Here is a 20315-nt window from a genome sequence, read left to right on the forward strand (position 1 = left end):
GCATCCGAGCCCGGTCCGGGGCAGCGCCCCGGGGGCTCCGCCTCCAGACCCCCGCTGCTCAATCGCCGCAGGGGCTGGTGGTTCGGGCCCCGCTCCTCCAACGCCGGAGGGGCTGGAGTTGCCCCGAGCGCCGAAGCGGCTGAACGAGAGGGGGCGGGGCCCGTAATAACCACCGGACCCCGCCCCCTCACCCCTACAGGCACACACCCACGCGCACCGTCAGCGCCGAGCCACACCCTCCGCCCGCGCCGCCGCGGCCACAGCCGCGGTGACCGCCGGCGCGACCCGCTCGTCGAACGGCGACGGGATCACGTAGTCCGCCGCCAGCTCATCGCCGACCACGTCGGCCAACGCGTTCGCCGCGGCGATCTTCATGCCCTCCGTGATCCGGGAGGCCCGCACCTGGAGTGCCCCCGCGAAGATCCCCGGGAACGCCAGCACGTTGTTGATCTGGTTCGGGAAGTCGGACCGCCCGGTCGCCACCACGGCCGCGTACTTGTGCGCGATCTCGGGGTGGACCTCCGGGTTCGGGTTGGCCATGGCGAAGACGTACGCGCCCGGCGCCATCGACGCCACCGCCGCCTCCGGAACCGTACCGCCGGAGACACCGATGAAGACGTCCGCACCGGCGAGCGCCTTCTCCAGCGAACCGGAGATCCCTGCCCGGTTGGTGAGTTCGGCCAGCTCGCGCTTGACGTCGGTCAGGTCGTCCCGGTCCCGGCTGACGATGCCCTTGCGGTCGGCGACCGCGACATCGCCGATGCCGGCCTCCAGCAGGAACTTGGCGATGGCCACGCCCGCCGCGCCCGCGCCGGAGATGACGCCGCGCAGGTCACCGAGCGTCCGCCCGGAGAGCTTGGCTGCGTTGCGCAGGGCGGCGAGGGTGACGACGGCGGTGCCGTGCTGGTCGTCGTGGAAGACCGGGATGTCCAGCCGCTCCTGGAGCTTGCGCTCGATCTCGAAGCACCGGGGCGCCGAGATGTCCTCCAGGTTCACCCCGCCGAAGGAGGGGGCGAGCCGGACGACGGTGTCGACGATCTCCTCCACACTCGTGGTCGCGAGCGCGATCGGCACCGCGTCCACGCCGCCGAACTGCTTGAAGAGGATGGCCTTGCCCTCCATCACGGGGAGGGACGCCTCGGGCCCGATGTCACCGAGGCCGAGCACGGCGGTGCCGTCCGTCACGACGGCCACGACCTGGGACTTCCAGGTGTAGTCGTGGACGAGCTCCGGATTGTCGGCGATGGCGCTGCAGACCTTCGCCACGCCCGGCGTGTACGCCAGGGAAAGGTCGTCCTTGTCCCGGATCGGGACGGTGGACTGCACGGCCATCTTCCCTCCCCGGTGGAGGGCGAAGGCCGGATCGAAGGGCTCGTCGGCCCCGGTCTCCGTATCCGCGGCGCTCACGCGCCGGATGTCGCTGTCGGTGGTGCTGTCGCTGCGAGGATTGACGATCTCCGCTGCCATGGTGTTGACCCCTTAAGTCTTCATCGTTCGAGGGTGGCCACTCCTGGTTGAGGAGGGGTGGGCGGGCACCGCGTACGTGCCCTGCGCCGAGCGGTTGGCCCGCCCCGGCAGGGTGAGGTACATACGCGCGGGCGCGCCGCACACGCGCCCTGAGCCCCGGATGAGGGGTGTAAACGTCTTTCTTACCGGACCAACCCTGTTACGCACGAGTCCATTCCGATGCGGTGACGTGACTCATAGTCGAATATCTGGACAAGTCGGCAAACCGGCATAAATGCCACCCTTCCTCAGGGCGCGCCGGAGATTCTCCGGTGGCGGGAAGGGTTCGCGACAGATGGTCCGGCCCCGAGGTACCGGCCGCGCGAGTTCGGGGGTCGCCCGTTATCCGATTTTGACATGGCTGGGCCCCTGAATGGGCCTGTCCAAATGGCAGGATGCCGTAATCAAACGAGGTGACGACACTCGAAGGTGCGTGCCAAGCCTCCCCGAAAGCACCCTCACCCTCACCCTCACCCTCACCTGCCGGAGGATCCCGACATGACCGCAAGCATCATGCGTCGTAAGACCGCGAAGTCCCGGATTGCGGCGGTCGGCGCCATCGCGGTCGCCGGCACCCTGCTGCTCACCGCCTGCGGCGACCAGACCGAGAGCGCCTCCTCGGACGGCGGCGACAGCACGGCCACCAAGGCCGGCGCCCCGCTCTTCGCCAAGCTGCCGGCGAAGTACCAGAAGTCGGGTGTCATCAAGGTCGGCACGAACGCCGAGTACGCCCCGATGGAGTCCGTCGAGAACGGCAAGATCGTGGGCGTCGACCCCGACATCGCCGAGGCCCTCGGCAAGCAGCTGGGCGTGAAGTTCGAGTTCACCTCCGGCTCCTTCGACGGGCTGATCACCGCCCTGAACTCCGGCCGCCACGACATCGCCATGTCGTCCATCACGGACAACAAGCAGCGCCAGGAGGGCCTGGACGACTCCGGCAAGAAGCTGGGCGAGGGCGTCGACTTCGTCGACTACTTCCTGGCCGGCACCGCCGTGTACACGAAGAAGGGCAACCCGCAGAACATCAAGTCCATCGAGGACCTCTGCGGGAAGACCGCCGCCGTCCAGCGCGGCACCACGTACGAGGAAGCCCTCAAGAAGCAGTCCAAGGCATGTACGGACGGCGGCAGGAAGGCAGTCAAGATCGAGTCGTTCGAGAACGACACCGAGGCCCAGACCCGGGTCAAGTCCGGCGGTGCGGTCGCCGGTGTCAACGACTACCCGGTCGCGGTCGACCTGGCCCGCAAGGCCGACGGCGGCAACGCGTTCGAGGTCGTCGGCGAGCAGATCGACGCGGGCCCGTTCGGCATCGCCGTCAAGAAGGACAACACCGGTCTCCGGGACGCCCTGAAGGAGGCCGTCGACGCGATCATCGCCGACGGTTCGTACAAGAAGGTGCTCGACAAGTGGGGCGCCGGCACGGGAGCGATCGACAAGGCCGCCATCAACGGCGGCAAGTGACCGGACGCTTCACCGAAGGGCAGTCACCATGACTGACAAGTTCGACAAGACACCCGCCGGCGCACCGGCCGGCCAGGTGTCCGTCTCCAAGGGCGCCACCACGGCCCCGGAGAACATCAAGGCCATCCCGGTCCGCCATGTCGGCCGCTGGATCAGCGGCATCGTGGTCATCGGCCTCCTCGTGGCCCTCGGGTACGCCTTCTCGCAGGGCAACATCCAGTGGCAGGCCGTCGGCGACAAGCTGTTCGACAAGAACGTCGTCGCCGGAGCCGGCCGCACCCTGCTGATCAGCGTCCTCGCCATGGTGCTCGGCGTGATCCTCGGTGTGATCCTGGCCGTGATGCGGCTCTCGAAGAACCCGGTCACCAGTTGGGTCGCCTGGCTGTACATCTGGTTCTTCCGGGGCACTCCGGTCTACGTCCAGCTGCTGCTCTGGTTCAACCTGGCGCTGATCTTCCCGGTCCTGAACATCCCGTTCATCTACAAGGACGAGATGACGGACGTCATGACCCCGTTCATGTGCGCCCTGCTGGGGCTCGCCCTGAACGAGGCCGCCTACATGGCGGAGATCTGCCGCGCCGGCATCCAGTCGGTGGACGAGGGCCAGACCGAGGCGTCCCACGCACTCGGTATGACCCAGGCGAAGACCATGCGCCGCGTGGTCCTGCCGCAGGCGCTGCGGGTGATCATCCCGCCGACCGGCAACGAGTTCATCAACATGCTGAAGACCTCCTCCCTGGTCTACGCGGTCACCTACAACGAGCTGCTCCGCTCCACCTCGCAGATCGGCTCCACGTCGTACGCGGTCATGGAGATGCTGTTCGTCGCGTCCATCTGGTACATCGTGATGACCAGTGTGTTCAGCGTCGGCCAGTACTACCTGGAGCGCCGCTACGCCCGCGGCTCGCTGCGCTCGCTGCCGCTCACGCCGCTGCAGCGCATCAAGGTGAACCTCGCCTCCTTCAGCAACCGGCCCTCCGGAGGTGTCTCCGCATGACCACCCCCATGGTGAAGGCCGAGGGCGTCCACAAGTCCTTCGGCGCCGCCCACATCCTCAAGGGCATCGACCTGGAGGTCGCCCCGCGTGAGGTGTTCTGCCTGATCGGCCCGTCCGGCTCCGGCAAGTCCACCTTCCTGCGGTGCATCAACCACCTGGAGCAGATCAACGCCGGCCGGCTCTCGGTCGACGGCGAGCTGGTCGGCTACCGGCAGAAGGGCGACAAGCTCTACGAGCTCAAGGACAGCGAGGTCGCCCTCCAGCGCCGCGAGATCGGCATGGTCTTCCAGCGCTTCAACCTGTTCCCGCACATGACGGCGCTCGAGAACGTCATGGAGGCACCGATCCAGGTCAAGGGCGAGGCCAAGGCCGTGGCCCGGGCCCGCGCCGAGAAGCTGCTGGACCGGGTGGGCCTCGCCGACAAGGCGAAGAACTACCCCACCCAGCTCTCCGGCGGTCAGCAGCAGCGCGTCGCCATCGCCCGCGCGCTGGCGATGGAGCCGAAGCTGATGCTCTTCGACGAGCCGACCTCGGCGCTCGACCCGGAGCTGGTGGGTGACGTCCTGGACGTCATGCGCGGTCTGGCCGAGGACGGCATGACGATGATCGTCGTCACCCACGAGATGGGCTTCGCCCGCGAGGTCGGTGACGCGCTGGTCTTCATGGACGACGGCGTGGTGGTCGAGTCCGGCCACCCGCGCGACGTGCTGGGCAACCCGCAGCAGGACCGGACGAAGTCGTTCCTGTCGAAGGTGCTGTAGCAGGCTCGACCTGAGCTCTTCCTTCGGAGCTCTTCCTCTGGGGCTCTTCCTTCGGGGCTCCTCCTTCGGGGCTCCTCCTTCGGGGCTCTACCTGTCGGGCTCTTCCTTTCGGAGAGGGCGGTACGGACACGACGTCCGTGCCGCCCTCTCGGGCGTCCGGGACCCGGGACGTGTTCAGGGCTTCTCCGGCAGCACCTCCGGACCGGTCAGCAGCGCCTTCAGCCGCTCCCGGGAGACCGGGGGCTCATCGAGCAGGGGTCCCTGGGTGCCGGTGCTCTCGAAGCCGGTGCTGGAGCGGACGAGGAGCTGGGAGCCGTCGCGCTGGACGAGCTGCCCGGTCAGTTCGGGCCCCCAGCGGACGTCGTCGCCGCCCCGGAACGGCATCGCGCTGTTCCACAGGGTCAGCACTCGGCCGTCGGGAAGCACCTCCCGTACGCACCCCGTACGGTTCGTCTCCTGGCCTGGTTCGGGGCAGAGGTCGACGTCCGGATCGGCCGGACGGCCCTCCTTCTCCGTCACCGCCTCCCGGTCCTCGTAGGTGAGGACGAGGTAGCCCACGCCGCCGTCCTTGCGGAATGCGTACTGCCCGTCCAGCGGCCCGAGAAGGGGCCCCTGCGCCTGCTCGGGCGGGATCCCCTTGATAAGGGCGAGCAGCAGGACCTCCTCGATCTGCCCCGCGTCCGGGGGCAGGAGTGCGGCCAGCCGCTCGGTCTTGGTGAGCGTGGGTGCGGAGCTCGTCGGGGAGCCGCTCGGCCGGGGCGTCGTCGCCACCGAGGAGTGGGCGGTGTCCCCCCGGTCACCGGCCCGGGCCACCGTGAGCGCCCCGGCCGCGACCGCGGTGAGCGCCGCCGCCGAGACGAGGGCCCGGCGGCGCCGGCGTATCCGGGCGGCCCTCGCGTACACCGTGCCGGTGGAGAGCGCGGGGGTGCCCGCGTCGTCGGCGGCGCGGCCGAGCAGTTCGTGGACGTCGTTCATACGAGTTCCTCCGCCATCCCGGCGCGCAGCGCCGCCAGACCCCGAGCCGCGTGGCTCTTGACCGTGTTCGTCCGCATCCCCAGCGCCTCGGCCGTGGCCTCCACGCTCAGGTCCTCCCAGTAGCGCAGGACCAGCACCGCTCGTTGCCTGGGCGTGAGCCGGGCGAGGGCCGCCCGGACCACCAGGCCGGTGTCCGTGTCGGACACGGGCCCCTGGCGGTCGGGCAGCTCGCCGTACGCCTGTTCGCGCCGCCAGAACCTCCGGCGGCTCGCGATGAAGGTGTTGACCAGCGTCTTGCGGGCGTACGCCTCGATGTTGTCGAGCCGTCCGAGCCGGCGGCCGCCGAGGACGACCTTGACCAGCGTGCTCTGGACCAGGTCCTCGGCATCGTGCCGGTCGCCGCACAGCAGATAGGCGCTGCGGAACAGCGCGGTGCGCCTGCCCTCCACGAAGTCGTGCAGCGCGGCCTCGTCATCGGTCCGCATCCCGGCCCCTTTCCCGGATCCGCATGGACCGCCCCCTCTCCCCCGGGCCCGCCGACGCGGACCGTCTCACCCTTCCAGTGCGTCGGGAGGGGCAGGAGGTTGCAGCGGAAACGCGGGAGGGGCGGTACGGGCCATCGGCCCCGTACCGCCCCTCCCTCACCCGGCTCCGCCTACTTCACGGCGAGGATCAGGCTGTCCGAGGGCGATGCCCAGACCGCGCGGGCCTCGCCGAAGCCGGAGGCGAGCAGGGTGCGGGCGTGCCAGTCGGCGGAGGGCATGTCGCCGTCCGCGTGCTCGCCGTAGATCGCGAACCGTTCGGCGGTGGGCCCGGCGAGAACCGGGTCCTTGGCGGCGAGCGCCCACCACTCGGCCCAGTCCAGGGCGCCCGCGGCCTTGGCCCGGTCCATGGCGGCGTGCCGGTGGGCGCGCTCGGCGGCGTTGATGCGCGGGGTCTCCGGGTCGATGGTGCGGTCGGCGTTCATGAAGACCCCGCCCTCCCGGACGAGCCCGCCGAGCTGCCCGTACAGCGTGGCGAGCGGCTCGCTGTGGAACCAGTGCAGGGCGGTGGCGGTGAGGACGGCGTCGTACGAGGTGTGGGGCAGCCCGGTCGTCCACTCCGGGTCCTTGAGGTCGGCGGTCACGAAGGTGACCCGGTCGTCGCCCTCGAAGGTGCCGCGGGCTATGGCCAGCAGCGCGGGGTCGAGGTCGACGCCGGTGCTCGTGGCGTCCGGGAACCGCTTGAGGAGCCGGTCCGTAATACTTCCCGTACCGCACGCGAGGTCCAGGACCCGGGGCGCGGGGCCGACGACCGCCTCGACCATGTCCAGCATCACCCGGAACCGCTCCTCGCGGTCGGGCATGTACCACTCCTGCTGCCGGTCCCAGCTCTCCTGCCAGGACTGCCAGTCGGTGCTCGTCCCCGTCTCCGTCACGCCAACCTCCCAGTAAGCCTCATGAATGTCGGCCACCTATTACACTGACCGGCACACCGACCCTAGACCGACCCGGTAAGGACTACAAGTGGAACTGGCCTATTACTCGGACTACGCCGTGCGCCTGGTCAACACCGAGGAGCCGGCCCGCAACAAGGACGCCCTCACCTCGGTCGAGGCGGTACGGGAGCTGTTCGGCGCCAACCAGCAGGCGGCGCGGCGGACGGCGGAGGCGGACGTGACCCGCTTCCGTTCCGTACGGGCCCGGCTGCGGTCGGTCTTCGAGGCGGCCGACGGCGGCGACGAGACGCTCGCGGTCGACCTGCTGAACTCGCTGCTGCTGGAGTTCCCGGTGAGCCCTCAGATCTCCGGACACGACACCCGGGACGAGGACGGCAGGCCGGACTGGCACATGCACCTGGCCGACCACCCGTCGAACGCGACCGCCGGATACGCCGCCATCGCGGCCATGGGGCTCGCCTTCCACCTGACCTCGCACGGCGTGGACCGGCTCGGCCTGTGCGAGGCGGCCCCGTGCCGCAACGCCTACCTCGACACCTCCACCAACCGGTCCCGGCGCTACTGCTCGGACCGCTGCGCGACGCGGGCCAACGTGGCCGCCTACCGGGCCCGCAAGCGCGCGGAATCGGACCGGACGGCCCTCACCGCCGAGGCGGCCCAGCCGAGCAGCTCGGTCACCGACCGCTGACCCTTCGCCGTCCGCGCCGGGGGCCGGTAACGAGCGCGCACCCGGGCCAGTACGAGCTCGTCGGGGACCACCCCGTAATCCGTGCTGTCCCCGCCCGCGAAGGTGTTGTCGCCCCGTACCCACCAGCCGCCCGGCCGCCGTTCGACCGCCCGCTTCACCACCAGCAGGTCCTGCTGGAAGGGGTGACGCAGGATCACCACGTCACCGGGGCGCACCGGAGCGCCGTACTGCACCAGCAGCAGGTCCCCGTGGTAGAGCGTCGGCACCATCGAAGGCCCCGTCACCTCCACGACCCGCAACGGCCGCCGGCGGCCGGCCCGCCCGCCTCCGGACACCCGTCCCCACTCCGGCACCTCGGCCACCTCCCGGTCCTCCTCCGGCACACCGTCCCGCGTACCGCGTTCCGCTCCGTACATTCGGCCGACGGTCCGAATCCCACCCCGGACTTTTGACCTAAGCCCCTGGGGCAGCCACGGAAAGCGGCGCTCCACGGAGTAATGTCCCACCTGAGAAGACGATCACGAGGAGGACAGCTCCATGCTTTCCCGCCTGTTTGCCCCCAAGGTGAAGGTCAGCGCCCACTGCGACCTGCCCTGCGGCGTCTACGACCCGGCCCAGGCCCGCATCGAGGCTGAGTCGGTCAAGGCCGTCCAGGAGAAGTACCAGGCCAACGAGGACGCGGACTTCCGCACCCGCGCCATCCTGATCAAGGAACAGCGCGCCGAGCTCGCGAAGCACCACGTGTCGGTGCTCTGGAGCGACTACTTCAAGCCCCCGCACTTCGAGAAGTACCCGGAGCTGCACCAGCTCATCAACGACACCCTGAAGGCGCTCTCCGCGGCCAAGGGCTCGAACGACCCGAAGACGGGTCAGACGGCTCTTGACCTGATCGCCGAGGTCGACCGGATCTTCTGGGAGACCAAGAAGGCTTGATCTTCCCCGGGCCGTCCGACCGCGCGCGAGCGCGGGCCGGACGCCCCGAACGACCGCACCCGGTCCGCAGGCCGCCACAACGGCGTCCATCGCGGGCCGGGTGCGGTCGTTCGCGCCGGGTCACCGGGGTTCTTCTTCGGGACGCCCGGGCTTTCCGAAGCCGGGGCACCCAGGGGCAGTCTTTCAGGCGGCCGCGCGTTCGGCGAGCGGGCGGCGGCGCAGGGTCGGCTCGGTCAGGGACCGTGGGGGGAGCGAGGCGGCGGGGTTGTAGAGGTTCGCGCCGGGCCGGACGATCTTGTCGATCCGGTCGAGGGTCGTGTCGTCCAGGGTGACCGGGGCGCCCTTGAGCAGGCCCCCCAACTGTTCCATGGTCCGCGGCCCGATGATCGCCGAGGTGACGGCGGGGTGGGCCACCGTGAAGGCCACGGCGAGCTGCGGCGGGGTACAGCCGATGCTCGTCGCGAGTTCGACGAGTTGTTCGACCGCGTCGAGCTTGGCCGCGTTCTCGGCGATCGCGGGATCGAAGAAGGCCGGCCGGATCGCGGCCCGGCCGGCTTCCAGGTCGATGGGCCGCCCCTTGCGGTGGTTGCCGGTGAGGAATCCGAAGGCGAGCGGGGACCAGACCAGGACGCCCATCCCGTAGCGCTCGCAGGCGGGCAGCAGCGAGCCCTCGATCCCGCGGGCCAGGATCGAGTAGGGCGGCTGGGCGGTACGGAAGCGGCCGAGAGCGCGACGCTCGGAGACGTGGTGCGCCTCGACGATCTCGTCGGCCTGGAAGTTCGAGCAGCCGAAGGCGCGGATCTTCCCGTCCCGCACGAGGACGCCGAGGACCGAGAGCGTCTCCTCGATGTCGGTGGTGTGGCCGGGGAAGTGGACCTGATAGAGGTCGATCCACTCCGTGTCCAGGCGCCGGAGGCTGTCCTCGACCGCCTTGAGGATCCAACGCCGCGAGTTGCCCCCGCGGTTGGGTCCCTCGCCCGTCGCGAAGTGCACCTCGGTGGCGAGCACGACGTCGTCACGGCGCCCCCGCAGCGCCTTGCGCACGATCCCCTCGGACTCGCCCTGCCCGTACATGTCGGCGGTGTCGACGAAGTTGATCGCCTGGTCCAGGGCCGCGTGGATGATGCGGACGCAGTCGTCGTGATCGGGGTTGAAGCCTGCCTGGAACATCATGGTCCCGAGGCAGTGGGTACTGACCTCGATACCGGTTCTGCCGAGCGTGCGACAGCGCATGGTGATGTCCCTTACCGAGTGACCGTCGATGCCGGGCGACGGAGGACTCGGCCGGCACGGGGGACCCTGGGATCTAGACCCGACTTCGGGTCAACTCCCTTCTACGCCGACCGCCATGGCCGAGATCACCCCACCTCTGAGCATCGGACAGGTCGCCGAACGCACCGGCCTGAGTGCGCACGCGCTGCGCTTCTACGAGAACGAGGGCCTGTTCCTCACCCCCGTACGCCGCGGAGCCGGCGGCCGCCGCGTCTACGGCGAGGACGAGTCGCTGGACCTGATCAGGTTCAAGGCGGCGGTGTACGAGGACCTCATCGACCGGGGCAGCGCGGCCGCCCACCCATGTCACGGCCCGTCCGTCGCCGAGGGGGAAGAGCACTCGCCGGTGCCGCGCCGCGAGGCGCCGGCCGCATAGGGGGCACCGCTCCACCTGCCGATTCCCCTCGCCTGCCGTCCGCGTGCCCGCTACCATGAAGACGAAACGATACGTCTCGTCTCATAGGGCGGTGAGGTTTGCCATGGAAAGCTTCGTCGATGTCGCCCCCGGTGTCCGCCTCTGGGTGGAGGATCGCGGCGCCCGCGACGCCCCCGCCCTGCTGCTGGTCATGGGCGCGCTGGCGTCCGGGCTCGGGTGGCCGGACGAGCTGGTGGAGTCGCTCGCCGAACGGCACCGCGTGATCCGCTACGACCATCGCGACACCGGGCGCTCCACCTGGTCCTTCGACGAACAGCCCTATCCGCTCACCGCACTTGCCGAGGACAGCGTGGCGGTGCTGGACGCCCTCGGGGTGGAGCGGGCGCATCTGGTGGGGATGTCGCTCGGCGGGATGCTGGTCCAGCTCACCGTCGCGGACCGGCCCGAGCGGGTGCTCAGCGCGACGCTGATCGGGACCGGTGCGCTCAGTTCCGTACCGTACGAGCGTCCGGACGGGACCCGGATCCCGGCGGATGAGCTGCCCGGCGCGTCGCCCGCTCTCCTGGAGATGTGGAGCGGGCCCGTCGAGGATCTCGGGCCGGAGGCGGAGCTGGAGCGGCGGGTCGAGCACTGGCGGGCGCTCGGTGGCGACCGGATTCCCTTCGACGCCTCCTACGCCCGCGAGCAGGAGCGCCGGATCATCGCGCACACCGGGCACCACCACGCCGGTACCGCGCACGCCCGGGCCGACACCTCCGGCATGGACCGGACGGAAGCCCTGGCACGTACCGAGGTCCCCACCCTCGTCGTCTCCGCGCCCGCCGAACCCGTCTTCCCGCCGCCCCACGCCCATCACATCACCCAGGCGGTCCGCGGCGCGCGGCTAGTCGAGATTCCCGGCATGGGGCACGCGCTGCCCCGTGAGGTGCAGGCATCGCTCGCCGACGCGATCCTGGAGCACACCGGGCGGACGGACCACACCGGATGGATGGACCGCACCGGATGGGCGGACCGTCCTGGACGGACCACACCGGGCGGAGTTGACGCCGCTTCCCGTACGCCGCGTCATACCTGAGAGCTACCTCGGAGATCCACTCCTCAGCGGGACGGCAACTACCCGTCGCTCTCCGTAACTTCTGTATCGGAAACAGGAAGAACTCCCGGTACGGAAGGACCTCACCCCCATGGCGGACCGCCCGCGCAGACACCGTCTGCGCCGTACCCTGCTCGCCGCTCTCGTCACCTTCTCGGTGGCCGTTCCGGTGTCCGGGGCGGCCCGGCCCGCCGCTGTGCCCGCCCCCGCGCCGACCGTGCTCGGGCCGCCGCGGGACGCGAGCGCGGCGGCGTTGGAGGAGCGGTACGGGGTGAGCCGGGCCGATATCCGGGCGGCCGGGCGGGCGGCCTCCGGGCACGGGGACCTCAGGCGGGCGGCCTCCCTGCGGGCGATGGCCGCGCCCGGGCGGCAGTTCCTCTCCTTCGACGGGCGGGACGGGGGCCGGAGCGTGGAGGTCGTCGGAGAGCTGTCCGGGGCCCGGCGCGTCGCGGTGCTGGTGCCGGGGGCCGGTGTCGGGCTCGACGCGTACGGGCGGCTGCGGCGCGGGGCGGTGGCGCTCCAGCGGGAGTTGGGGGAGAGCGGGGCGGTCGTCGCCTGGCTGGGGTATCGATCACCCGCCACCGTCGGCCCGGCCTCGGTGACCGACGACCGGGCCGCCGAGGCCGCGCCGAGGCTGCGGCAGTTGGTGGACCGGCTCGGTGCCGCGCTGCCGGGGGCCAGGATCACGCTGCTCTGCCACTCCTACGGCTCCGTGATCTGTGCCCGGGCCGCCGCCTCGGGGACCGCCGCCGACGCCATCGTCCTCTACGGCAGCCCTGGGACCGGCTTCGAGGATGTCGCCGCCCTGCGGACCGGGGCGCGCGTGTGGGCCGGGCGGGGCGGGGACGACTGGATCGCCCGGGTGCCCCATGTGCGGGTGCGGGTGCCGTTCGTCGGGGCTGTGGGGTTCGGGACGGACCCGGTGGCGGAGCGGTTCGGGGCCGAGGTGTTCGACGCGGGCGGCGGGGGCCACAGCGACTATCTGCTGCCCCGGTCGCGCTCGCTGACGAATCTGGCCCGGATAGCCTCCGGCCGCGCCCCGTTGGAGGCCGGCCGTGGCTGACGACGTACGTGGACCGGTGCGCCGCCTCGTCGCGCTCATCGAGGCCGCCACCCCGCCCGGACGCGACCGGGCCGTGGACGCCCTGCGGGCCTTGGCCATCATGGGCGTGGTGGGCGGCCACTGGCTGGTGACCGCGCTGGTCGCCGACAGCGGGACCGTGCGTGGGGCGAGCCCGTTGACGTATCTGCCGGAACTGGCCCCGGTCTCCTGGGTGTTCCAGACCCTGGCGGTGTTCTTCCTGATCGGCGGGCAGGTGGCGGCCCGGAGTTGGGCCTCGGCGCGTGAGCGGGGCGTGCCGTACGGAGGGTGGGTGGGCGGCCGGCTGACGCGGCTGTTCCGGCCGGTGGCGGCGTTGGTCGTGGTGTGGTCGGTGGCGGCGGGCGTGATGCTGGTGGCCGGGGTGGGCGAGCCGACGGTGATGGCGCTGGCCAAGCTGGTCTGGTCGCCGCTGTGGTTCCTGCTCGTCTTCGCCGCGCTGACCGCGCTGACGCCGCTGGTGGTCCGGCTCCACCCGCTGTGGCCGCTCGTGGTGGTGCTGCACGTCGACCTCGTACGGTTCGGGCTCGGCGGTCCGCGGGAGCTGGGGTGGGTCAACGTGGTCGCGGGGTGGCTGGTGCCGTACTGCCTCGGGGCGCTGGTCGCCCGGGGCGGGCTGCGTGGCCGGGGGAACCGCTGGGCGCTGGTGGTCTGCGGGGGCGCGGCGGCTGGCGCGCTGGTGCTGTGGGCCGGGTATCCGGCCGCCATGGTCGGCGTTCCCGGCGGCCGGATATCCAATCTGGACCCGCCGAGCCTCGCCGCCGTGGTCTTCGGACTGGCGCAGTGCGGGGCGGCGCTGCTGCTGCTCGGGCCGCTGCGCCGGGCGCTGCGCAGGCCCGTCGCGTGGGCGGCGGTGGCTGTGGTGAACCTGGCGGCGATGACTGTGTTCCTCTGGCACCAGACGGCGATGATCGTCGTGACGGCGAGCGCGCTGCTGATCGCCGGTGGCCCGCTGCCGGGGCTGCACACCGTGCCCGACGGCGCCGGCTGGGTGGCCGCCCGGCTGCTCTGGCTGCCGGTGTTCGCGCTGGCGCTGGTGGTGTGCGGGGCGGCGTTCCGGGGTCACGAGCAGGGCGGGCGGAGGGAGGGCACACGCTCCCTCCTCGTACGGGAGTCGCTCACCGAGCGCTCCCCCGGGCGAAAGCAGGAGGTGCGTCGTGCCTAATCTGAACGCGGGTGAGACCGGAGGGGCAGTGGGGGACGTGAAGGCAGCGTGGGGCGTGCGGCTGCGGGCCGCGGTGCGCCGGGCGCCGCGCGTCCTGTACGAGGACCTGTGGGCGGCGCCCGCCGACCGGGTGCCGCGGATGGGAGAGGCCGGTGCCCCGGTGTGGCGGCCGGTTTTCCTGGTGATGCTGGTGATCACCGCGGTCGGCGTCACGGTGATCCGTACCTTCGAACTCGCTCCGCACGGAGCCTCGGTCAACGGGCCGACGGTGCTGCTGGCCGTCGCGCAGTCCGCGGTGCTGGTGGCCGGTATGGGCCGTCCCGTGGGGGCGTGGTGGGCGGCGACCGCGCTGACCGTCGTGTCGGTGCTGGTCGTCGTGGCCCAAGCTCCGTCGGAACTGCCGTACCCGCTGGTGAGCATGGTCCCGTTGAGTCCCCAAGTCCTCTACCCCTCCCCCTTCGCGGGGGCGGCGCTGCAAGGCGGTGCCCTGTTCCTGCTGGCGCTGCGGGTGCGGCCCCGCCGGGCGGTGGCCGCGCTGGTGCTCTCGATGGCCCTGGCGCTCTTCCTGGCCCTGCGCACGCCACCGGTGCCTCATATCGGCCTGGCCGCGTCCGTGCTCGTGTTCTCCACGGCGTTCGTGCTCGGTACCGCGCTGCGCAGCCTGCGCCTGGCCCGTCAGGACCTCGTCGACCAGGTCGAGCTGACCGCAGACGAGCGGGCCCGGCGGACCCTGCTGGAAGAGCGCCACCGGATAGCCCGCGAGCTGCACGACGTGGTGGCCCACCACATGTCGGTGATCTCCATCCAGGCGCAGGTGGCCCCGCACCTGGTGCAGGACCCCTCCGACGAGCTCAAGGAGAACCTCACCGGCATCCGCGAGAATGCCCTGGAGGCCCTCGCCGAACTGCGCCGGGTGCTGGGCGTCCTGCGCTCGGAGGAGGCGCCCGCGCAGAGCGCCCGGCACACCCCGCAGCCCAGCCTCGACCGGCTCGGCGCGCTCGTCGCCTCCGTGCGCTCCGCCGGTATGGCCGTCACCCTCGCCACCACCGGCGAGCCGCGCCCGCTGCCGCCGGGCGTCGAGCTGTCGGCGTACCGCATCGTCCAGGAGGCGCTGAGCAACGTGATGCGGCATGCCCCCGGGGCGAGTGCGCGGGTCGAGATCGGTCATCGGGCCGCCGGGCTGATCGTCCGCGTCACCAACACCGCGCCGCTGCGCCCCGCCCACGCCTCCCACGGGGTCCGGCACGGCCTGCTCGGGATGCGCGAGCGCACGACGATGCTCGGCGGCGACCTGGCCACGGGCCCCGCGCCCGGCGGCGGCTGGGAAGTCACCGCCATCCTGCCCGTCACCGGAGACACCGAGGACCTGCCATGACGCCACCCATCCGCGCAGTGATCGCCGACGACCAGATGATGGTCCGCCAGGGCTTCACGGTCCTGCTGAACGCCGAGCCGGACATCGAGGTCGTCGGGCAGGCAGTCAACGGGCTCGACGCCGTGACCAAGGCCGGGGAACTCGCCCCGGACGTCGTGCTGATGGACATCCGGATGCCCGAGCTCGGCGGTATCGAGGCGACCCGCCGGATCACCGCGTGCGAGGACTCGACGGTGAAGGTGCTGATCCTGACCACCTTCGACCTCGACGAGTACGTGTACGAGGCGCTGCGCGCGGGCGCCTCCGGCTTCCTGCTGAAGGACGCCTCGGCCGACGAACTCGCCAATGCCGTACGGGTGGTGGCGGCGGGCGACGCGCTGCTCTCGCCCAACATCACCAAGCGGCTGATCACGGAGTTCTCCCGGACGGCCGGGACCCCGCGCGCCCCGCTGAAGGAGCGGATCGGGGATCTGACGGAGCGGGAGACGGAGGTGCTGTCCCTGATCGCGGCGGGCCTGTCGAACGCGGAGATCGCCGGGCGGCTGATCCTCGCGGAGCAGACGGTGAAGACCCATGTGGGCCGCATCCTGGTCAAGTTGGGCATCCGCGACCGGACCCAGGCGGCGGTCTTCGCGTACGAGTCGGGGCTGGTGCGCCCGGGCGGCCTCTGACCACCCGGCCGGGCGCGTGGTTGACCACGAGAACAGGCTCCGGGCCGACGGCGCGCTCGCCCCGGACGGCCGCGTCGACACCCTGGCCGCCTTCGACCTCGGCCGGGCGGTCAACGTCGTACGGCTCGCGCTCGGCGCCCGGTACGGCGATCCGCACGAGGCCGAGCAGGACGTCCTGCGGCTCGGCGAACTCGCCCGGGAGGCCTACACCTCATGGGCGGACTTCTCCCTCGGCTACCTCATGGCCCACATCGTTCACCGGGCCGAGGACGACGGCCCGGAGGCCGCGGAGCACACGTACCGGCAGTCGCTCGCCGAGCACCGCCTCCTCACGCAAGACCCCACCAGCCCCGACCGGAACATCCCCTGGTCATGAACCCGATCCCCCACCCGAACCACGCGAGCCACCCGAACCCGACAACTCACCCGACCGCGCCGCCGGCTCCCTGGATCCCGCCCGGCGAGACCGAGCAGTTCCTCCACGAGGCGACGCTGCGCGGTGACGCCCGGGCCCAACTGGCCGCGCTGGCCGGGGCCGAGCTGTACATCCCGGCTCCGCGCGCCGAGGTGGACGCGAGGCCGGACAACGTCACCTGGCGCGCGCACCACGACCCGTCGGGCTTCGTCTGCCGGCCCGTGCTCACCCGGGGCATGCTGCCCGCCTGGCACGCGGACTGGGTCTTCCACGGGGTCTCGCTGCGCTGGGTCGCCGAGTTCGGCTGGCCGGAGGCGGGGATGTTCCTGGGGGTGAACGTGGGGACGCCCGGCCAGTTGCTGCTGCCGGCGACCCCGACGGAGCGGGCGCTGTGGCAGCGGGCGTACGCGGAGAACGACCGCCTCCAGGAGGACCGGCTGCTCGCGCTGCGCCACGGCGCGCTGCACGGGCCCTGGCGTACGGGCTGGCCTGCGGGGCGCACCTGGCGATCGCGGCCGCGGTGCCGTGGAACGAGGTCGGCACGGTCTGTCGCGAGTACGAGAGGGAGCGCGCGCAGCTCCGCGACTCCTGGGGCATCACCGACCACCCCGGGTGGCGCAGGCAACTGGACATCCTCCTCGACGCCCGCAACAGCCCGCCGGAGCCGGACTTCGTGCTGCGCGCCCGCGAACAGCTGGCGGCCGGCCTCGGCGAGCTGCCATCGGCCGACCTGTGGCGGGAGACGGCCGCCGGCCACGCCCAGGACCTCGGGGCCGACGCCGGGACGGTGAAGGGCATCGAGGACCTCGTACGCCGGATCATGCGGTACGAGGCCCGGTTCCGCGCGGACGGCCTGTTGGAGCCGGACGGGCGGGTGCGCACCGCGGTCGCGTACGACTACGGGCGGGCGGTGAACCTGGCGCGGTGGGGGCTGTCGGCCCGCTACTGCGCCCCGGCCGAGGCCGAGCAGGCGATCGTCTACGCCGGGGCGCTGAGCAAGTCGGCCTACCGGTCGTGGGAGGAGTTCTCGGCGTCGTACGCGCTCGGGCGGGTGCTGCGGTTCGACGGGGAGTCGTACGGCCCGTTCTACGAACAGAACGTCATCGCCCACCGTCTGCTGGCGGAGAGCGAGGACAGTCCGTGGCGGTGAGCCGGGGACTGCCCCCTCAGACCCCTCAGACCTCTCAGACTCCTCGGCCGCCGGGCAGCAGGTGGCGGTAGCTCTCCGGATTCTCCGCGAGGAACGCGGCGAAGCTCTTGGCCGGGTGGCCGGTGAGGGTGGGCACGGCGTCGGAGACGGCGGCCAGTTCGCCGGCCGCGATCGCCTCGTACGAGGTGACCCAGCCGGCCACCTCCCACTCCTCGGCCCCGTATCCGGCCCGGGACGCGTAGGCCTCCTCGACGGTCTCGGGGACGTAGCGGACCGGGTGTCCGGTGACCCGGCTCAGCTCCTCGGCGGCCTCGGCGAGGGTGAACGCCTCGGGGCCGGTGAGGTCGTAGCCCCGGTCGTCGTGGTCGGTTCCCTCGTCCAGCAGTACGGCGGCCGCCGCGTCCGCGATGTCCTCATGGGCGACGGCCGCGACCCGGCCGTCCCCGCCCGGACCGCGCAGCACCCCGTCGGCGCCGGTCATCGCGGGCAGCCCCGCCAGGTACCAGTTGTCCCGCAGAAACGTGTGGCGCACGTCGGCCGTGCGGATGTGGGCCTCGGTGTGCCAGTGGTCGCGGGCGAAGGTGAACGTGGCGTCGGGCGCGGCGCCCTGGAAGGACACGTACACGATCCGCTCCACGCCCACCGCCACGGCCGCGTCCACGGCGGTGATGTGCTCGCGCACCCGATAGGGGCTCTCGTGGGCGGAGACCAGGAACAGGGTGTGCGCCCCGTCCAGGGCCCGGCGCATGGCCTCCCCGTCGCCGTAGGGGGCGGCGGGCGCGCGGTCGGCGCCGGGCAGGTCGGGCAGGCGGGCCGGGTCGCGGCCGAGGAGGCGTACGGGGACTCCGGTACGGGCGAGCCGCTCGGCGACCCGGCCGCCGACGGCTCCGCTCGCTCCGGTCACCGCGGTGAGGGGGCCGTTCACTGGGGTTCGTCTTCCTCTCGTCGTGCCTGGTGCCAGTCCTCGTAGCGCCGCACCTCCACGACCGCCTCCACCGGGAGCGGTCCGTACAGGTGCGGGAACTCCTCGCCGCCGGGCTTCATCGCCTCGTACCGGACGGGGGCGGTGAGGCGGGCGGGGTCGACGACCAGGACCACCAGGTCATGGCCGCCGGCCCCGCTTCCGCCCTCGCTTCCGCCCTTGCCCCCGCCCCCGCCCCCGTCCCCGTACAGCATCCTTGCCACGCCCGGGAGTTGGTGGGGCAGGGAGAGGTGGATGAAGCCCTCCTCCTGGAGAGTGCGGCCGCGGGTGGACATCTCGTACGTCCCGGTCCCGCGGGCCGCCTCCCAGAGAGGTGCTTCGGCGAGGTGCAGCAGCGCTTCGGTCATCGCACCACGCTAGCGGGCGCTGCTAGTAGGTACGACGACGCGCCCTGCGGGTGGCGACGAGGACCGTACCGCCGGCGGCCACCAGCGCCGCCGCGATGGAGCCGATGATCCACTCGCCGCCCCGCGATCCGGTGTCGGGCAGTTCACCCGGGTGGGACGGGGAGGGGGTCGGCTTCCACGTCGGCGTGGGGTCGGTGGGATCCGGCGTGGGGTGGGTGGGAGTGGGGTCGGTGGGCGTCGGCGTCGGGTCCGTGGGGGTCGGGGTGGGATCCGTCGGGGTCGGCGTCGGGTCTGTCGGCGTGGGCGTCGGATCCGTCGGCGTCGGGGTGGGGTCTGTCGGGGTCGGCGTCGGATCCGTCGGCGTCGGGGTCGGATCCGTAGGCGTGGGCGTCGGGGTCGGATCCGTCGGCGTCGGGGTGGGGGTCGGTGTTGGGGTGGGGGTCGGCGTCGGGGTCGGGGTCGGGTCCGGGCCGCAGGTCGGGAGGTCGCCGTCGAACGGGTACGAGTGGATCTCCTGGCCGCCCGAAGCGCCCGACGAGGTGTGGGTGAGCGAACCGGCGGTGTAGAAACGGCCGTTGGTTCCACTCATGGAGAGCGTGGTCGCGCTGGCCGGCTGCCCGATCAGCACGCTCCCCTGGAACTGGGCCGGCCCGGTCAGCGTCAGGTCCGTCGCGTCCGGGAAGTTCCACAGCAGGCGCTCGCGGAGCCCCGGGTTGGGGAGGGTGCCCATGAACGTGGCGACCGTGCGGGCGTCCCCGTAGACGTTGACGAGGACGGTCGCACCGGCGGGGATGCCGTTGAAGGTGAACCCGGCGTTGCCGCCCGTCGAGGAGACCAGGTCCGCGTCCACGTCGAAGACCTGGATCGGCGAGGCGTTGTCCCCGGTGAAGGTGAACGTGTCGCCGGCCCGCGTCCAACTGCCGGTCGTCGCGCGGTGCTCGTCACCCTCGTACGCGTAGCACCGGCTGGCCTCGGTGAGCTGCGGGCGCAGTCCGGTGAACGGGGCGGTGGCCGCCGGATCGGGGCGCGGGGCCGTCAGCGGGTTCACCGTGCCGGTGAGGCTCCCCGCGTAGGCGACCCGGCCCGAGTGTTCACCCTCCTCCGCGAGGAGGCGCTTGCCGGGGGCGATGAGGATGTCCCCGCCCACCGTCAGGTAGTCGGATCCGTCCGGCGGCGGGACCCGCGAACCGACCCCCGCGACCCCGACGTTGTAGATCTGCGAGGCCCCGTCCCGCTTGTCCATGTCGAACCGGCCGAGGGTGACGACCTTCCCCTCGGCCTCGGAGGCGGCCTCCCGGACCAGGAAGTCCCCGCCGACGTAGATGTTGATGTTCTCGTCGAAGCCGACGACCGGCCCGTTGTTGGGTTCGTTCCACGTGTCCGGGCACGCGCTGCCGAGGCAGGGGCCCAGTCCCCCCGGCAACGGATCGGCGGCGGCGGCCGGGGCCAGCATGCCCACCATCGCCGCGGCCGTGGCCACTGTCACTGCTGCCCGGATTGCGTTGCCGCGCCTGCGCGCCTGTTGTTCCATGCCGCGCAATATGCATCTTAAATGCTAGTCATTTGTTATGACACGCCGCATTTGCCCCCATGCGTCGACCTATAGGCGGG

The 20315-nt window shown here is 71.8% G+C and carries 20 protein-coding genes and 2 pseudogenes; 13 read left to right on the plus strand and 9 right to left on the minus strand.

All coding sequences use genetic code 11. The features are described from left to right. Nucleotides 1-219: 219 nt before the first annotated feature. Complete coding sequence (locus tag ACFWRT_RS29625) at nt 220-1467, minus strand: NAD(P)-dependent malic enzyme (RefSeq protein ID WP_380951131.1); 1248 nt, start codon at nt 1465-1467, stop codon at nt 220-222. 537 nt (nt 1468-2004) lie between these two features. Between ACFWRT_RS29625 and ACFWRT_RS29630 the strand changes: the two genes are divergently transcribed. The 3 genes from ACFWRT_RS29630 to ACFWRT_RS29640 are packed head-to-tail and all read left to right on the plus strand — an operon-like array spanning nt 2005 to nt 4725. Then, nucleotides 2005-2967: an ABC transporter substrate-binding protein gene (locus tag ACFWRT_RS29630; protein ID WP_380951129.1), complete on the plus strand. Its 963-nt coding sequence runs from the start codon at nt 2005-2007 to the stop codon at nt 2965-2967. A gap of 28 nt (nt 2968-2995) precedes the next feature. Then, a complete protein-coding gene (locus tag ACFWRT_RS29635) occupies nt 2996-3964 on the plus strand; it encodes an amino acid ABC transporter permease (RefSeq protein WP_380951128.1) in 969 nt (322 codons plus the stop codon). Next, nucleotides 3961-4725 (plus strand): amino acid ABC transporter ATP-binding protein, encoded by a 765-nt coding sequence (locus ACFWRT_RS29640; protein ID WP_018509991.1) that lies wholly within the window; start codon nt 3961-3963, stop codon nt 4723-4725. Before ACFWRT_RS29635 ends, ACFWRT_RS29640 begins: the two co-directional genes overlap by 4 nt. A 174-nt stretch (nt 4726-4899) precedes the next feature. Here ACFWRT_RS29640 and ACFWRT_RS29645 read toward each other — a convergent pair whose 3' ends face one another. The 3 genes from ACFWRT_RS29645 to ACFWRT_RS29655 all read right to left on the minus strand — a co-directional run bounded on the left by ACFWRT_RS29645 (nt 4900) and on the right by ACFWRT_RS29655 (nt 7117). Next, entirely contained in the window at nt 4900-5700 is an 801-nt protein-coding gene (locus ACFWRT_RS29645; RefSeq protein ID WP_380951127.1) for a hypothetical protein, read from the minus strand. Then, a complete protein-coding gene (locus ACFWRT_RS29650; protein WP_380951126.1) occupies nt 5697-6185 on the minus strand; it encodes a SigE family RNA polymerase sigma factor in 489 nt (162 codons plus the stop codon). Before ACFWRT_RS29650 ends, ACFWRT_RS29645 begins: the two co-directional genes overlap by 4 nt. 170 nt (nt 6186-6355) lie before the next feature. Further along, nucleotides 6356-7117 carry a class I SAM-dependent methyltransferase gene (locus ACFWRT_RS29655; protein WP_380951125.1) on the minus strand — a complete coding sequence of 254 codons (762 nt, stop codon included), beginning with the start codon at nt 7115-7117 and terminating at the stop codon, nt 6356-6358. Between the two features lie 88 nt (nt 7118-7205). On the opposite strand from ACFWRT_RS29655, the gene ACFWRT_RS29660 reads away from it, so the two are divergent. Beyond that, entirely contained in the window at nt 7206-7826 is a 621-nt protein-coding gene (locus ACFWRT_RS29660) for a CGNR zinc finger domain-containing protein (RefSeq protein WP_380951124.1), read from the plus strand. Here the strand turns inward: ACFWRT_RS29660 and sodX are convergent. After that, nucleotides 7739-8242 carry a nickel-type superoxide dismutase maturation protease gene (gene sodX, locus ACFWRT_RS29665; RefSeq protein ID WP_380951123.1) on the minus strand — a complete coding sequence of 168 codons (504 nt, stop codon included), beginning with the start codon at nt 8240-8242 and terminating at the stop codon, nt 7739-7741. The two genes, ACFWRT_RS29660 and sodX, sit on opposite strands and share 88 nt — an antisense overlap. Before the next feature lie 121 nt (nt 8243-8363). Between sodX and sodN the strand changes: the two genes are divergently transcribed. After that, nucleotides 8364-8759, plus strand: a complete 396-nt coding sequence (gene sodN / locus ACFWRT_RS29670; protein ID WP_380951122.1) for a superoxide dismutase, Ni — start codon at nt 8364-8366, stop codon at nt 8757-8759. A gap of 183 nt (nt 8760-8942) precedes the next feature. Here sodN and ACFWRT_RS29675 read toward each other — a convergent pair whose 3' ends face one another. Then, the gene (locus ACFWRT_RS29675) at nt 8943-9992 is read right to left on the minus strand and encodes an aldo/keto reductase (protein ID WP_380951121.1); all 1050 of its coding nucleotides are present in this window, start codon (nt 9990-9992) and stop codon (nt 8943-8945) included. Nucleotides 9993-10107: 115 nt separating this feature from the next. On the opposite strand from ACFWRT_RS29675, the gene ACFWRT_RS29680 reads away from it, so the two are divergent. From ACFWRT_RS29680 to ACFWRT_RS29715, 8 genes and pseudogenes are all read left to right on the plus strand, one after another. Beyond that, nucleotides 10108-10407: a MerR family DNA-binding transcriptional regulator gene (locus ACFWRT_RS29680; RefSeq protein WP_380951120.1), complete on the plus strand. Its 300-nt coding sequence runs from the start codon at nt 10108-10110 to the stop codon at nt 10405-10407. Nucleotides 10408-10510: 103 nt separating this feature from the next. Next, nucleotides 10511-11482 carry an alpha/beta fold hydrolase gene (locus tag ACFWRT_RS29685; RefSeq protein ID WP_380951119.1) on the plus strand — a complete coding sequence of 324 codons (972 nt, stop codon included), beginning with the start codon at nt 10511-10513 and terminating at the stop codon, nt 11480-11482. A 109-nt stretch (nt 11483-11591) separates the two neighbouring features. Continuing rightward, entirely contained in the window at nt 11592-12563 is a 972-nt protein-coding gene (locus tag ACFWRT_RS29690; RefSeq protein WP_380951118.1) for an alpha/beta hydrolase, read from the plus strand. Nucleotides 12564-12579: 16 nt separating this feature from the next. After that, nucleotides 12580-13764 carry an acyltransferase family protein gene (locus ACFWRT_RS29695; RefSeq protein WP_380951139.1) on the plus strand — a complete coding sequence of 395 codons (1185 nt, stop codon included), beginning with the start codon at nt 12580-12582 and terminating at the stop codon, nt 13762-13764. After that, the gene (locus ACFWRT_RS29700; RefSeq protein ID WP_380951117.1) at nt 13757-15139 is read left to right on the plus strand and encodes a sensor histidine kinase; all 1383 of its coding nucleotides are present in this window, start codon (nt 13757-13759) and stop codon (nt 15137-15139) included. Before ACFWRT_RS29695 ends, ACFWRT_RS29700 begins: the two co-directional genes overlap by 8 nt. After that, complete coding sequence (locus tag ACFWRT_RS29705) at nt 15136-15810, plus strand: response regulator (protein WP_380951116.1); 675 nt, start codon at nt 15136-15138, stop codon at nt 15808-15810. Before ACFWRT_RS29700 ends, ACFWRT_RS29705 begins: the two co-directional genes overlap by 4 nt. 28 nt (nt 15811-15838) lie before the next feature. Beyond that, nucleotides 15839-16186: pseudogene (locus ACFWRT_RS29710) on the plus strand (DUF1266 domain-containing protein); the annotation flags it as partial. Continuing rightward, a pseudogene (locus ACFWRT_RS29715) lies at nt 16183-17375 on the plus strand (DUF1266 domain-containing protein). The pseudogenes ACFWRT_RS29710 and ACFWRT_RS29715, both read left to right, overlap by 4 nt. 34 nt (nt 17376-17409) lie before the next feature. Here the strand turns inward: ACFWRT_RS29715 and ACFWRT_RS29720 are convergent. Genes ACFWRT_RS29720 through ACFWRT_RS29730 form a run of 3 tightly spaced genes read right to left on the minus strand, consistent with a single transcriptional unit; the run spans nt 17410 to nt 20235 of the window. Continuing rightward, nucleotides 17410-18300, minus strand: coding sequence for an NAD(P)H-binding protein (locus ACFWRT_RS29720; protein WP_380951115.1), 891 nt, complete (start codon nt 18298-18300; stop codon nt 17410-17412). Beyond that, nucleotides 18297-18704, minus strand: coding sequence for a DUF952 domain-containing protein (locus ACFWRT_RS29725; RefSeq protein WP_380951114.1), 408 nt, complete (start codon nt 18702-18704; stop codon nt 18297-18299). The genes ACFWRT_RS29720 and ACFWRT_RS29725 overlap by 4 nt, the downstream gene beginning before the upstream one ends. 22 nt (nt 18705-18726) lie before the next feature. Next, nucleotides 18727-20235 (minus strand): choice-of-anchor A family protein, encoded by a 1509-nt coding sequence (locus tag ACFWRT_RS29730; protein ID WP_380951113.1) that lies wholly within the window; start codon nt 20233-20235, stop codon nt 18727-18729. Nucleotides 20236-20315 lie beyond the last annotated feature (80 nt).

The sequence above is a fragment of the Streptomyces cyaneofuscatus genome, assembly GCF_042718795.1.
Taxonomy (GTDB): Bacteria; Actinomycetota; Actinomycetes; order Streptomycetales; family Streptomycetaceae; genus Streptomyces; species Streptomyces cyaneofuscatus_A.

Coding starts and splice junctions, on each gene's coding strand:
- ACFWRT_RS29625 (WP_380951131.1), bottom strand. CDS start 1,467: ATGGCAGCGGAGATCGTCAATCCTCGCAGCGACAGCACCACCGACAGC.
- ACFWRT_RS29630 (WP_380951129.1), top strand. CDS start 2,005: ATGACCGCAAGCATCATGCGTCGTAAGACCGCGAAGTCCCGGATTGCG.
- ACFWRT_RS29635 (WP_380951128.1), top strand. CDS start 2,996: ATGACTGACAAGTTCGACAAGACACCCGCCGGCGCACCGGCCGGCCAG.
- ACFWRT_RS29640 (WP_018509991.1), top strand. CDS start 3,961: ATGACCACCCCCATGGTGAAGGCCGAGGGCGTCCACAAGTCCTTCGGC.
- ACFWRT_RS29645 (WP_380951127.1), bottom strand. CDS start 5,700: ATGAACGACGTCCACGAACTGCTCGGCCGCGCCGCCGACGACGCGGGC.
- ACFWRT_RS29650 (WP_380951126.1), bottom strand. CDS start 6,185: ATGCGGACCGATGACGAGGCCGCGCTGCACGACTTCGTGGAGGGCAGG.
- sodX (WP_380951123.1), bottom strand. CDS start 8,242: ATGTACGGAGCGGAACGCGGTACGCGGGACGGTGTGCCGGAGGAGGAC.
- sodN (WP_380951122.1), top strand. CDS start 8,364: ATGCTTTCCCGCCTGTTTGCCCCCAAGGTGAAGGTCAGCGCCCACTGC.
- ACFWRT_RS29675 (WP_380951121.1), bottom strand. CDS start 9,992: ATGCGCTGTCGCACGCTCGGCAGAACCGGTATCGAGGTCAGTACCCAC.
- ACFWRT_RS29680 (WP_380951120.1), top strand. CDS start 10,108: ATGGCCGAGATCACCCCACCTCTGAGCATCGGACAGGTCGCCGAACGC.
- ACFWRT_RS29685 (WP_380951119.1), top strand. CDS start 10,511: ATGGAAAGCTTCGTCGATGTCGCCCCCGGTGTCCGCCTCTGGGTGGAG.
- ACFWRT_RS29690 (WP_380951118.1), top strand. CDS start 11,592: ATGGCGGACCGCCCGCGCAGACACCGTCTGCGCCGTACCCTGCTCGCC.
- ACFWRT_RS29705 (WP_380951116.1), top strand. CDS start 15,136: ATGACGCCACCCATCCGCGCAGTGATCGCCGACGACCAGATGATGGTC.
- ACFWRT_RS29725 (WP_380951114.1), bottom strand. CDS start 18,704: ATGACCGAAGCGCTGCTGCACCTCGCCGAAGCACCTCTCTGGGAGGCG.
- ACFWRT_RS29730 (WP_380951113.1), bottom strand. CDS start 20,235: ATGGAACAACAGGCGCGCAGGCGCGGCAACGCAATCCGGGCAGCAGTG.